12 protein-coding genes are annotated in these 12,531 nt (G+C 52.3%); 7 read left to right on the top strand and 5 right to left on the bottom strand.

What is annotated here, in order from left to right; all coding sequences use genetic code 11:
* Positions 1-205 precede the first annotated feature (205 nt).
* From ACMV5I_RS28210 to tnpC, 3 genes are read left to right on the top strand one after another with little or no spacing between them, the layout of a single operon-like run.
* Positions 206-619, top strand: coding sequence for a transposase (locus ACMV5I_RS28210; protein WP_414825823.1), 414 nt, complete (start codon positions 206-208; stop codon positions 617-619).
* A complete protein-coding gene (gene tnpB / locus ACMV5I_RS28205; RefSeq protein WP_414825822.1) occupies positions 616-966 on the top strand; it encodes an IS66 family insertion sequence element accessory protein TnpB in 351 nt (116 codons plus the stop codon). The genes ACMV5I_RS28210 and tnpB overlap by 4 nt, the downstream gene beginning before the upstream one ends.
* Before the next feature lie 30 nt (positions 967-996).
* On the top strand, positions 997-2,589 hold the full coding sequence (gene tnpC / locus ACMV5I_RS28200) for an IS66 family transposase (RefSeq protein WP_414825821.1): 1,593 nt from the start codon (positions 997-999) through the stop codon (positions 2,587-2,589).
* Positions 2,590-2,976: 387 nt separating this feature from the next.
* Here tnpC and ACMV5I_RS28195 read toward each other — a convergent pair whose 3' ends face one another.
* The 3 genes from ACMV5I_RS28195 to ACMV5I_RS28185 are packed head-to-tail and all read right to left on the bottom strand — an operon-like array spanning position 2,977 to position 7,646.
* Entirely contained in the window at positions 2,977-4,134 is a 1,158-nt protein-coding gene (locus tag ACMV5I_RS28195; protein WP_414825820.1) for a type VI immunity family protein, read from the bottom strand.
* A gap of 16 nt (positions 4,135-4,150) precedes the next feature.
* Entirely contained in the window at positions 4,151-5,479 is a 1,329-nt protein-coding gene (locus ACMV5I_RS28190; RefSeq protein WP_414825819.1) for a VRR-NUC domain-containing protein, read from the bottom strand.
* A gap of 1 nt (position 5,480) precedes the next feature.
* Positions 5,481-7,646, bottom strand: coding sequence for a type VI secretion system Vgr family protein (locus ACMV5I_RS28185; RefSeq protein WP_414825818.1), 2,166 nt, complete (start codon positions 7,644-7,646; stop codon positions 5,481-5,483).
* A 307-nt stretch (positions 7,647-7,953) separates the two neighbouring features.
* Between ACMV5I_RS28185 and ACMV5I_RS28180 the strand changes: the two genes are divergently transcribed.
* From ACMV5I_RS28180 to ACMV5I_RS28165, 4 genes are all read left to right on the top strand, one after another.
* A complete protein-coding gene (locus ACMV5I_RS28180; RefSeq protein WP_414825817.1) occupies positions 7,954-8,592 on the top strand; it encodes a DUF2913 family protein in 639 nt (212 codons plus the stop codon).
* 13 nt (positions 8,593-8,605) lie between these two features.
* Positions 8,606-8,896, top strand: coding sequence for a hypothetical protein (locus ACMV5I_RS28175; protein ID WP_414825816.1), 291 nt, complete (start codon positions 8,606-8,608; stop codon positions 8,894-8,896).
* Between the two features lie 253 nt (positions 8,897-9,149).
* The gene (locus ACMV5I_RS28170; protein ID WP_008786826.1) at positions 9,150-9,638 is read left to right on the top strand and encodes a DUF2946 domain-containing protein; all 489 of its coding nucleotides are present in this window, start codon (positions 9,150-9,152) and stop codon (positions 9,636-9,638) included.
* Positions 9,639-9,791: 153 nt separating this feature from the next.
* Complete coding sequence (locus tag ACMV5I_RS28165) at positions 9,792-11,924, top strand: TonB-dependent receptor domain-containing protein (protein WP_414825815.1); 2,133 nt, start codon at positions 9,792-9,794, stop codon at positions 11,922-11,924.
* A gap of 100 nt (positions 11,925-12,024) precedes the next feature.
* Here ACMV5I_RS28165 and ACMV5I_RS28160 read toward each other — a convergent pair whose 3' ends face one another.
* Together ACMV5I_RS28160 and ACMV5I_RS28155 are read right to left on the bottom strand one after the other, a co-directional pair.
* Positions 12,025-12,297, bottom strand: coding sequence for an arylsulfatase regulator (locus ACMV5I_RS28160; RefSeq protein WP_179249410.1), 273 nt, complete (start codon positions 12,295-12,297; stop codon positions 12,025-12,027).
* A gap of 45 nt (positions 12,298-12,342) precedes the next feature.
* Positions 12,343-12,531, bottom strand: a 189-nt coding sequence (locus ACMV5I_RS28155; protein ID WP_414825814.1) for a hypothetical protein, incomplete at its 5' end; no start/stop codon positions are given.

The raw sequence follows: 12,531 nt of genomic DNA, 5'->3' as shown, positions 1-12,531 counted from the left end.
GTTATTGCCTAAGGTCTATACCGCCCTGGGGATTGAGATGAAGGCAAAACCACAGAAACCGGGCTTTGCGTCGCTGATGAAGAAATTTACCAATGTGGATCCGTACCAGTGCGTGTTATGCGGAAGCGTAAACCCAGCACCGTATGTAGCCATTAAGCCAGTACTGGTAACTTAGACGTCCACCTGTACAGACGGACATCTAAGTATGGAATCCCAATCCTGGCGAAAAGAACCCCGTAAAAATTATCCCAATGACTTCAAGCTTCGTATGGTCGAACTGGCTTCCCGTCCCGGTGCCTGCGTTGCTCAGATCGCTCGTGAAAACGGCGTCAACGACAACATTATCTTCAAATGGTTACGGCTTTGGCAGGATGAAGGCCGTATCTCACGCCGCCTTCCGGCAACAGTCGAATTTTCATCATCACCGACTATGCTGCCTGTCGAGGTGATACCTGATCCAGCACCAACAGGTGAGACGAACACAGATCCGGGTCAGTTCTCTGCGTTGAATGCTACCTCCTGTTGTGTTGAGTTCCGCCACGGCAAAATGACACTTGAGAACCCGTCACCAGAGTTGCTGGCCGTGCTGCTCCGCGAACTGACCGGGAGAAGCCAATGATATCCCTCCCGTCAGGCACCCGTATCTGGCTGGTTGCTGGCGTCACCGATATGCGTAAATCGTTCAATGGCCTGGGCGAACTGATACAGCATGCACTTGATGAAAATCCGTTCTCCGGCCACCTGTTTATCTTCCGTGGCCGCAAAGGTGACACCGTGAAGATCCTCTGGGCTGATGCTGACGGCCTGTGTCTGTTTACCAAACGGCTGGAAGAAGGCCAGTTCATCTGGCCTGCTGTACGCGATGGTAAAATCGCCATCACCCGCTCACAACTCGCCATGCTCCTCGATAAGCTGGACTGGCGTCAACCCAAAAAAACTCGCCTTAACTCACTGACAATGTTGTAAAAATCACATGACCGCATTATAAATGGGGTCATGAGTCAGGACTATCTCGCCCGTATCGCCGCGTTGGAAGACGCGCTTCGCCAGAAAGACAGTCAGCTTAGCCTCGTTGCAGAGACTGAGTCGTTCCTGCGTTCGGCGCTGGCCCGTGCAGAAGAGAAAATAGAGAACGAAGAGCGCGAAATAGAGCATCTGCGGGCACAGATAGAAAAACTGCGGCGGATGCTGTTCGGTACCCGTTCAGAAAAGCTTCGCCGACAGGTTGAAGACGCAGAAGCCCTGCTGAAACAGCAGGAGCAGCAAAGCGATCGTTACAATGGCCGGGATAACGATCAGCAGGTTCCACGTCAGCTTCGCCAGTCGCGCCACCGCCGTCCTCTACCTGAGCATCTTCCCCGCGAAATAAACAGGCTGGAGCCAGTCGAAACCTGCTGTCCTGGTTGCGGTAGTGATATGGCATACCTCAGTGAAGTAAGCGCGGAGCAACTGGAGCTGGTCTCCAGCGCCCTGAAAGTGATCCGCACGGTCAGGGTGAAAAAGGCCTGCACCCGATGCGACTGCATCGTTGAAGCGCCTGCGCCATCACGGCCCATCGATCGGGGTATCGCCGGGCCAGGTCTGCTGGCCCGCGTGTTAACGGCCAAATACTGCGAACACCTGCCGCTATATCGGCAGTGCGAAATCTTTGCCCGTCAGGGCGTGGTTCTGAGCCGGGCTCTGCTCTCCAACTGGGTGGATACGTGCTGTCGGTTAATGGTCCCGCTGGATGAGGCCCTTTACCACTACGTGATGGACTGCCGCAAACTGCATACGGATGACACCCCGGTGCCCGTGCTGGCACCGGGCAGGAAGAAGACGAAAACCGGACGCATCTGGACATATGTCCGTGATGACAGAAGTGCAGGCTCATCAGATCCGCCAGCGGCATGGTTCGCCTTCTCGCCAGACCGGCAGGGGAAACATCCTCAGCAACATCTTCGGCACTATAATGGTGTGCTGCAGGCGGATGCCTTCGCAGGCTATGATCGGTTGTTCAGCGCAGAACGTGAAGGAGGCCCGTTAACCGAAGCGGCCTGCTGGGCCCATGCGCGCAGAAAAATCCACGACGTCTATATAAGTACTCAAACGGCGACAGCAGAGGAAGCCCTGAAACGTATCGGTGAGCTGTACGCAATCGAAGAAGCCATACGCGGCCTCCCTGCGACTGATCGGCTGGTAGCCAGGCAGTCCCAGAGTAAGCCGCTGCTGATATCCTTGCATGACTGGTTGGTGGAGAAAAGCGCTACTCTGTCGAAAAAATCCCGGTTGGGCGAGGCGTTCGCTTATGCCCTGAACCAGTGGGATGCCCTGTGCTACTACTGCGATGACGGTCTTGCAGAAGCTGATAATAATGCCGCAGAGCGCGCGCTACGGGCCGTCTGTCTTGGCAAGAAAAATTATATCTTCTTCGGGAGCGATCACGGAGGTGAGCGTGGTGCACTGCTGTACGGTCTGATCGGTACATGCAGGCTCAATGGCATCGATCCAGAGGCTTACCTTCGCCATATCCTGAGCGTACTGCCGGAGTGGCCTTCCAATAAAGTGGCTGAGCTACTGCCCTGGAACGTTGATCTCACCAATAAATAGCCGTCAATACGGCACTCACTGATCGCTTACTGTTATGCGGAAGCAGGATGGTATTTAAGAGCGCAGAAGCCGGTATCCGGGCAGAAGAGTTATTGGCGCGACGTCGGCAGGAGTTCAAAACAGAGCGATGGTTGCGGCAGGCGGCCTAGGGAAGATCTGCCTGAAATTTGGATTTCGCATCAAAATGGGGGTTATTTTAACCAGTTGTCAACGTTGCGCTGCCTGAGCTGATGAAACGCATGGCCTTATCACCCTCTTTTGCCTCTGACCTAAGGGAAAAAAAGGGATCCAACTTCCTAACCATCAAGGGGGAGCCACTGAGCACTTTACCCCCGGTGGTAGTGGTATCCCCCACCAGGATAACCTTTTTCCCTTGGATAATCGTTCTCATGACTGTGGAGCCAGAGTAGTACCGTCATCTTCAACTTCACTGGCCAGATCCCACCAAATGACCTCTCCCGCTTTTCCGGCAGGAGCCATTTCACCTTGCTTGATAATTCGCATGGTGTGAGGGAACGAGGGGGTCGTCCAGTTACCGGTCACCAGCGCCGGGGTACCCGACTCTAATGGCGACAGGGACAATGGCCCCTGGTCATAACGGGCGTACCAAGCAAGTGTCGATTGTTCATCGAATTGATTGATACCGTAAGAATGCAGAGAGTGCCCTTCTTGGGGCTGGACACGTATCGGGCGGATCAACTGATTGACGGCCAGATAGTGTGGGGACAATCCTGCCACCACTGGAGTCAAGTCCGGGTATTGCCCGGCGCGGATTAACAGCCCGCCGGGATACGGTTCAATACTGATCGCCGGGTCGCGAGAAAGTACCTGACGTACCCAGTTCTCGCCGCCTAACCGCTTGATATAGCGCTTGTCTAAAACGGTGATCCAGTTAACGCCACGACTGCTATTGGTGTACTGCATTGCGTCGGCAAAGACATTAGCATTCACCTGTAATGAGGGATAGCGTTTAGCCAGTTCATATTCAAGAGGACAGTAGTCATCAAAATCAAATGGCATGTTCAGGCAATACCCACAGTCTCCGCTGTCGGGTTCCAGTTGTTGGCACAGGTAAGTCAACCAATCATTAAAACGCGCCATTCCCTGTGTTTCTTTAAGGTAAAACCAGGGTAAAACCAGGCTCAGATAGGAATTCTTTTTATCTCCACCCGCTTCGCGAGAGTCCAGATAACGCATCAGGCAGTTGGGGGCTTCGGACATATTTTTCGCATCGCTGATAGTCCAACCACCGTAGTCATAAATGCCTTTATTGCGGATGCTGTCTTCCACCTTGGCGATATTTTCCGGACTGTATTTTTTCATCCCTTTAAAAGAATGGGTGTGAAAGCGCAAATGTGTACCGAATTCTGCACGGAAGCGGCTAAAACAGGCCAGTATCTTCTCCCGTTTCTCCAGGGTGTAGCCCCGTTTAAAAAACAGGGTGATCGACAGGCCCAACCGGCTAATAACAACATCGTTATTGTCGGTAAAGGTAAATTCCGGTACGCGCTGTTCCAGTAATGCCGTGTATTCAGTGTGTTGCATAGTGACTCCTGATAAATTATTGCGCGACGACCAGGGTACTACCGCCCACCGCCGCCAGTGCGGCGAACAGTCCGGCAGCGGCGGCACCCCCTGCGGCGACAGCCGCAGCGACAATCGCAACCAACGCCACCACGGCGAGCGTCACGATAATGACAGCCCCAGTCACTGCGGCATGGATAACCAGTTGTACCGTGCCATTGCCAATATCAGACAGTATCTGCACCCATTCAATCTGTTTTAAATACTCCAGGGTTATCTCCGACCCTAACAGCACGGTGCGCCATAAGTCCTGGCACTGCGCAACGCTCCAGGTAATAATTTCACCGGTTTTTTCGCTCATCCAGGAGAACACATAGTGGGTTTGCTGGGTGACAGGGTCGAGCACTTGCTGGCAGAACCAATCCCCTTTCTCGGAGACCCAGGCACCAAACTGATGAAACATCTGCCGAGTGCTCTCACTGACATATTCCCAGCCCTCTTCTGCCAGGCTGGAAACCTCATGACCTAATACCAACCAGTCCTCCACCGAGGGCATAAAATCCCAAGGGGACGTGCTCAATAACGGCAGATTTTTATGTAATGGCTGCGGAAGGGTTCCCGGCACCCCTTCAGGAGGGGCTACAGGGACAGAGAGCGGCTGCTCACCCTGGTGCGGCGGCAGTAAGGTATATTTTTCTGCACTGGGGCTGAAAGCGGCGTTATATTGTTTGTCGTACTGCTTTTGTTTCTCAGTACGGTTATCCTCAACACGCAAAACGCCAAAACGGGCGTTTGTCGCTATGGCGATATAATCTACTCGTTGATCCTCTGATAAAGTATCGCCTGGAAACTTCACTTCAATCAACATTTTCAAGTTATCTTGATGAAACTTGTCATCAAAATAGATGGCTGCGCGCCCAGGCCAGCGTTTAGTCTTTTCTTTAACCAGGATAATGTCCGGGCGGCGTATCCCTTCTACGTTATGTTTTATCCAATCTTCGCGGGAAGGTCGGGCAAACGGGTTGGAGGATTGTGGTAAATCCTCACCGTATTTCTCTTTCGAGGCGATACTGGTGGCCAGCATAGGCAGGGGAACGGGGTATGCCATCGCAAAGACGACTTCGGCTTTATAGGGCCAGTGATATTCTTCCTTTTCCTCCTCGTCCTGGATCAAACCGCTCATGATCAACTGGTTTAAAAAACGCACCAAACCGGCTTTGGTGACAATACGCCGTGGCAGGCGCATGGCGATTTCGGCTTTCTGTGCCAGGTAACAGGGGTCTTCATCGCCAGGAAATCTCCCTCGTTCCATGGTGCAGGTAATGGAGGTCACTGTCGGACAAATATTGCCTGGATTGCTCATCATCTTATTCCTTGAATTCCATGACACGTTCTACCGGTGCATTGTCGCTGGCCTGGTAATAGGTTTCTTTCGCCGGTTTTTGGGTTTCCGGTAGGCCGAGTTCCAGATTGTCTTCTTTGTCGGAACGCACCATCAGGGTTCTGCCCAGGGCATCGGTCTTGCCTGAAACCACCTGACCGTTGGCCCCCTTGATGGTGTAGGGCGTATTGATCAGTGGCGCTCCCGTGCGTTCATGCAGCAACGTATAACGGGCAGAGTAATTAAACAGCGGAGTGGTGGGCATGACACCGGAAGCGTGTTCGGCCAGCGTAATACTCAGCCCTTCAATGCGGATATGGCCCATGGGATCAATCACAATGCGGCCCCCGGCATTGCCGATCTCAATCTGGCCGCTGGCAGAGTGGATCGAGATATGTTTGCCGACCTTCAGGGAGTCATTGTCTGCAATGTCGAGAAAGCGGCTTTTCTTCACGACCGTGGTCTGCTGGCCTTCGAGGGTGACGGTTTGATCTTTCGCCACCGTGAGCGTCTGATATCCCCCTACGGACTCATCATCATCGACTTTGATCACCGAGGTACGGTTATTATCGACCGTCAGTGTCATATCCCGGTTGATGGTGGTCGTCTGATCCCGCAGAACATCGGTATTCATATCCTGTTGCGCATGAATATAAATTTCTTCACCGCCCCGAAGATCCTCAAACCTCAGCTCATTGAAGCCATCGCCTTTATGGGTTTTTGAGCGGAGGGCCATCTGGGTTTTGGTCGCCGGTAAGTCACCGGGTGGCAGATTGTTGGCGTGGTAGGTACGGCCAATAATCACGGGCTGATCGGGATCACCATTGAGAAACTCCACAATGACCTCATGGCCAACACGCGGAATAGCTAACATGCCCCAGCCCGCTCCCGCCCAAGGATGCGAAACCCGTACCCAGCAGGAGCTGGTGTCATCCGTTCTGCCAGAGAGATCCCAGGGAAAGCGTACCTTGACCCGCCCATACTCATCGCAATAAATCTCTTCAGACCCTGCTCCCGTGACGATCGCCACCTGCGCGCCATCGATGCGCGGTTTGGGTAGCGAAAGGGGACGCCAGGTCTGGTTGTCGGGAATAAAGGTAAACTGGCAACCCAACGTGGTGCCCTGTTCCCCCGTGGCCTCTTCCAGTGCTTGCGGTTGTCTGCCGGTGTGCGTGGCCCCGGTGATTTGCCAACGGGCGTTATGGGTTTCCAGCGGATGATTTTCCAGTGTAAACCACACACCCGGTTGGAGCGCCGGGCTGTTGGCCGCACCTTCTCCCTGATGCGCGTCGTTACGCAACGCCTGGACGCGCCAGCGGGCAAATTGATCCCCTGTGGGGCCAGTGCCTTTGAAGCGACCCGGATAATCATAATGGCGATAATCGAAAGCCTGGTGCTCGAGGTCATTGGCAGTCTCACGGGATTCTGCCTGCCACCCCGGATTTTTGAAGGTGTAATCTTTCAGCAAGACTTCAGACGGACGCAGACTTTCTTTGCGACGGAAGGTACTGATACATAACGTATCTGAATCTGCCCTTTTGGCAGGATGATAAGGGAGTGTTGGCCCGGTATCCAGTGCGGCGCAGTCATCGGCAAAGACCAGCGTGTGTTGCTGATCTTTATGCTCAAAGAAATAGAAAATCCCTTCCTCAGCGGCAAGACGATCCAGAAACTCTGCGTCACTTTCCTGGTACTGGACGCAGAATTCACGCCTGGCATGGGTATCACGCAACGCAAACGCGTAGTGACTGATATGATGTTCTTTCAATAACGTTTCCAGGATCTCCTGAACATTTCGCTGTTGAAAGATGCGTGAATTTCTGACTAATCCAGCGCGCCAGAGTGCGGGGCGTATACTCAGGCGATAATGTGTCTGATGGCGTCCTGTATCTCCCTGTTCCACTTCAACCACGATGCCATTGACGATCCGCTGTACCTCGGTATCGCGCCAGACAGTCAGCGTGGCGGTTCTATCCAAAATAGCAGCGAACTCGATGCTGGGATTGGCACTGGCAGCCTCAAGTTCAAGGATAAATGGCGTAGAGAACTGTTCATGCAACGTAAAGCCTGATACCACGAAAGTTTCTGGTTCCAGACTGCCCACACTCAGCGTAAAGCGAAGCCCACTGGCTTCCCTGCTCATGCTTGCCATCCGCCTTCCTTATTTATGGCGTGAATATATTTCCGTTTAATGAAAATAAAATCGTATATATACATAAAAAATATTAATGCATAAAAAAATGCAGCACAACCGATAAGTACATGACCAAATGTGTTCTAACTTGGTTATGCATGATTTTTTGGGGGGGGTATGCCTGAGCCGCCGAAATTACCGACTTTCTATTTTTAGTGAACTTTTGGGACCAGGATGACTCCATCCTGCTGCTTACCGGTTACACTGAATGACGATGGGTCGTAGATCTCTTATTAATCTTTCGTCAAAACAGGCAGGATAGACGTTGTTAGACAAGACCGAATCCGTTACCACGGAAAATACCACCTCAGCACTCAGTCACCTGGCATTTTGTGCCTTGGCAGCCTTGGGGCTGGCGCGTCAAGATGGCATGGCCGGCACGCAATATGCAGAGAATTTGTTTCTTATTCGCTGGCTGGCCACCGCCCAAAAGCAGAAGCGATTCCCCAAAAGCGTGGCCGTCGACATCAACTGGCTACTCGAACGCGGGCGTAAGCACGGAGCGGCAGGCAAACTGCGTCAGCACCTGGACTCCCTGTGGCGCTCCTGCAGTGGCAATTTGGCCGCACAATCCGATCTGTTCCGGCTCACCTACGCCTCTGAAACGCTGAAAGACCAGGGCTGGGACAATTACGTGATGGATGCACATGAGTGGAAATCCGGAGTGACCCTGACGCCGTCACTTAACAACGGCTTCTACGTCGAAAAAACGGCGCTGAATGCGGCCTTTACCCAGGACGGACGCCACCTGCACCCCGTCCCTTTTCGTATTATTGGTGACACCGTCACCTTCATTCGTGTCATGACGGAATATGGCCTGAACGCGAGGCTCATCGACAGCCCCCCAGATCACCATACGGTCGCGCTGGAGCCCGCGAAGCATTGCTCCCTGCCAAACCGGTAAAAAGGAAACACCGATGACAATGGCCGATTTTCGCCGAATGGCGGCAAAAATGGATCAACATATGCTGAAGCTGGATGCACAAGGCGTCACGGAGCCGCAGCGGGTTATCAACCGCATGATGGGCTATACCCCCGAATTGCATCAGATTTGGACCGGCACCACGGATAAAGAACTGATGGCATTAACCCAGGAATATCCGGGGTTTTACCGTTACGCCCTCATCATGGAAACCGCGTTCGAGCAGGAGAACCAGCGGTCGCCCCATTCCCAGTTGAAATGCAACAAAGTGACCCACGGGGTTTGAGGGCCAGTGATGTAAAAAACCCCACCAAGGAGATAATTCATTGTTTATATTGAAATTAAATGGCATTAACTCCCCATTCAGAATATCCTCCGATAACGAAAACGTATAATGGCCCAACATATTTAGATGGGTTTAGGCGTTGTATTGAGACATAAACAGCCCTTCCTTTTGATAGATGAATAGCTTTTTTGTAACAATCATCTTTCTCATTCGGTACTATAGGGCAACATTTTTTTAAAGTGCGGTTGTTCGAGTGCTATCGCTTTTTTCACTTTCTCGCCGCCAGTTCCCTATTTATCTGGCGTTGCTGGCAATACTGATGTTGTTCGTGGCTCCAGTGATTTCGAAATCACTGGAGCATCAGCGTGCCAGTCAGCCTTGTTCGGCAGCGATAACCACCACACACAATGATATGCCTGATACGGCGGCCATGCACCACGCTATGCCAGGTATGGAGCATGATCTCCACTCTTCTTTAGACAGTGCCTGCGCTGTTTCCCAGAGCATGTCCCACCACTTGGCTTCAAACCCGGGCAGTTCACCGATGGAAGACATCGCCTGCGGCTATTGTCAGCTCCTCATTCACTTACCGCTGATCCAGACCGTTTTCATTCCTTTTATCTGGTTGATACTGCTTGTTTCACAAGCGCCGTTTTTGCCCGTCATTGTTTCTCCGTTACTGTCTGCCTGTTATTCCAAATGCCAGCCCCGCGCCCCGCCTAGCCTGTTTTCACTGCGTTAAGTTTTGCCGTTCAGCAAGACAATAATTTACCGTTCACGAAACAGAGGCTGATACAGGCCCATTGTTCCGTGACGTTTTATGCTTGGCCATTCCAACTGATGGCCAGTAAATGCCTGCTTGGGAAAGGCAGGCCGATAAAAACAGGCTTTAACTATGAAAAATACTCGACTCTCTTTATCACCGCTGGCAACGGTGATGACCTTGATGTTCACCTTACCCGCATTTGTTCAGGCTGAAGACGGCCATGAAGAACATCAGAATAGCGCGGCTACCCCAGATGATGGGTCGGTGATGGTAGTTACTGCACCGGCCATTTCTCCACTGACGATCGTGACTTCACCTAAAACACCGCGCCAGCCGGTTCCGGCCAGTGACGGGTCTGATTATCTGAAAACCATCCCAGGTTTTTCTCAAATCCGTAACGGCGGAACCAATGGCGATCCGGTTTTTCGCGGTATGTTCGGTTCGCGTTTGCGCCTTTTGACCAACGGCAGTGAAATGCTTGGAGCCTGTCCCGCGCGTATGGATGCACCAAGCTCCTATATTTCACCAGAAAGTTTTGATCTTCTGACGCTGACCAAGGGGCCACAAACGGTACTTTGGGGGCCGGGTAACTCTGCAGGAACAGTGCATTTCGAACGTGAGCGACCTTCTTTTGAGAAAGCCGGTATTCAAGGTGATGCCAGCCTGCTCGGGGCATCAAATAGTCGTTGGGATCAAAATGCAGATATCAGCCTGGGAAATGAGCAAGGCTATCTGCGCCTGATCGGTAACAAATCTCGATCTGACGATTACAAGGATGGTAACAACCAGCGGGTGCCTTCTCAGTGGGATAAGTGGAACGCGGATATGGCACTGGGGTGGACGCCGGATAAAGACACCTGGCTGGAGCTGACCGCAGGGCAAGGCGATGGCGAAGCGCGTTATGCCGGGCGCAGTATGGATGGTTCGCAATTCAAACGCGAAAGCCTGGGGATGCGCTTTGAAAAGTCCAACATCGGGGACGTGTTCGACAAATTTGAAGCCAGTACTTATTACAATTATGCCGACCATATCATGGATAATTTATCGTTGAGATCACCCGGCAGCATGTCAATGGGCGGCATGGGTTCGTCCATGGGCGCCATGCACGACAGTTCATCAATGAGCATGGGGACGTCGTCGGCTATGGACATGTCATCCTCAATGAACACAGCGAGCAGTTCGAGCATGAATATGAGCATGCCCATGGCCATGCAACTTGATCGCCGGACCGTCGGTGGCCGCATGATGGGAACCTGGCTGTGGAGCGATATCAAACTTGAAAGCGGCGCAGACATGCAACAGAACACGCACCGTAATAAAGAAAGCGATAGCTGGGTGAAAGATGCTCGCTTCCGTAATTATGGCGTTTTTAGTGAGTTGACTTGGACAGCCACCGATCAGGATAACGTCGTTAGCGGTGCGCGTCTGGATCGTGTGTTGGTAGATAACTTTACCGACACCGGCCTTGCAGGACGCAACGATGTGTTCTATGCCGGGTTTGCCCGCATAGAACACTCGCTGGCAGACATGCCACTGATGCTGTATGCCGGTGTGGGTTATACCGAGCGTTTCCCTGATTATTGGGAACTGTTCTCTCCAACCTATGGGCCTGGTGGCAATACCAGCGCCTTTAATAGTGTAAAAGCGGAGAAAACCACTCAGTTGGATATAGGTGCACAGTACAGCACCAAGAAACTGAACGGGTGGGTGTCCGCCTACGTTGGGCATGTTAACGACTTTATTCTGTTCCGTTATGATCCCAAGAATGCGCGCGTTAGCGAAGCCGATAACGTTAATGCCCGTATTATGGGGGGAGAGACTGGCTTCAGTTATAAACTGACGGACAGTTGGAAAACCGAGACCAGCCTGGCTTATTCGTGGGCTGAAAATACCCGTGACAGCAGACCATTGCCACAAATCCCACCGCTGGAAGCCCGCCTAGGGCTGTCATGGGAAAAAGGGGACTGGAGCAGTACCGGTTTGCTACGTCTGGTCAGCAGCCAGAACCGGATCGCCGAGAATGAAGGGAATGTCGTTGGCAAGGATTTTGCCGCCAGCCCCGGTTTTGCGGTCTTTTCTGCGAATGCGGCGTACAAAGTCAATAAGTACGTCAAAGTCAGCACGGGGGTCGATAACCTGTTCAACAAGGATTACAGTGAACACCTGAACCTTGCTGGAAACAGCAGTTTCGGCTATTCCGCGAATACGTCTGTTAATGAACCGGGCCGCACCTTGTGGGCAAAAGTTAACGTGAAGTTCTGACGCAGTCTGAGACAATGGCAGTCGGCCCTGATAGTTGCCAGGGCCATCACATTCAACATGGGGTTCTACGCCGGAACCGCCGAAATTTCCGGCCTGTGTTTTAGTGATCTTTCGGGGCCTCAATTACGCCATCAGCAATCCCCTGAGCCAGTCGCTCCATCCATTTCGCAAAGCGAAAATATCCAGGATATTGCTGGCAGATGTAGTCCATCTGAACTTTTGATGTACTGTCCATCACCCGTTTAAAGGCTTCCATATAGTCATAACAGCCCTGCAACAGCAGAGCATCACCATGCTCTGTTAGAGGAAATTGGCAGGCATAATCATGAACTATCTTTGCCAGATGTTGCTGCTCTGCGGTTAAGTCGAGCATTTTTTATCCTCAGAATTTTGTCGTTCTGGACGATGAGCTCACTTTTTAATGAAGCTTTTTTTCGACAGTGTTATCTGCCGAACTCTCAAATCCCAACTGGCGTTTAATCGTAAGCGTCGTTAAATCCCCACAGTGTTCGGTCGTGGGGTTTAAGGTAGGGTGATTTTCCAGGGCAGCAGCGTGTCCCAGTCGATGGCGTCGTCCGGCGATTTCAGCGCCGTCAGCAACGCATGC

It is taken from the genome of Serratia sp. T13T92 (assembly GCF_047530105.1).
Lineage (GTDB): Bacteria > Pseudomonadota > Gammaproteobacteria > Enterobacterales > Enterobacteriaceae > Chania > Chania fonticola.
The sequence above is the reverse complement of the archived record's forward strand: the minus strand, read 5'-3'. Positions and strand labels throughout refer to the sequence as shown.

Bases quoted from the DNA above. Each gene is read 5' to 3' on its own strand.
- ACMV5I_RS28210 (WP_414825823.1), top strand. From the start codon at position 206: ATGGAATCCCAATCCTGGCGAAAAGAACCCCGTAAAAATTATCCCAAT.
- tnpB (WP_414825822.1), top strand. From the start codon at position 616: ATGATATCCCTCCCGTCAGGCACCCGTATCTGGCTGGTTGCTGGCGTC.
- tnpC (WP_414825821.1), top strand. From the start codon at position 997: ATGAGTCAGGACTATCTCGCCCGTATCGCCGCGTTGGAAGACGCGCTT.
- ACMV5I_RS28195 (WP_414825820.1), bottom strand. From the start codon at position 4,134: ATGCAACACACTGAATACACGGCATTACTGGAACAGCGCGTACCGGAA.
- ACMV5I_RS28190 (WP_414825819.1), bottom strand. From the start codon at position 5,479: ATGATGAGCAATCCAGGCAATATTTGTCCGACAGTGACCTCCATTACC.
- ACMV5I_RS28185 (WP_414825818.1), bottom strand. From the start codon at position 7,646: ATGGCAAGCATGAGCAGGGAAGCCAGTGGGCTTCGCTTTACGCTGAGT.
- ACMV5I_RS28175 (WP_414825816.1), top strand. From the start codon at position 8,606: ATGACAATGGCCGATTTTCGCCGAATGGCGGCAAAAATGGATCAACAT.
- ACMV5I_RS28165 (WP_414825815.1), top strand. From the start codon at position 9,792: ATGAAAAATACTCGACTCTCTTTATCACCGCTGGCAACGGTGATGACC.
- ACMV5I_RS28160 (WP_179249410.1), bottom strand. From the start codon at position 12,297: ATGCTCGACTTAACCGCAGAGCAGCAACATCTGGCAAAGATAGTTCAT.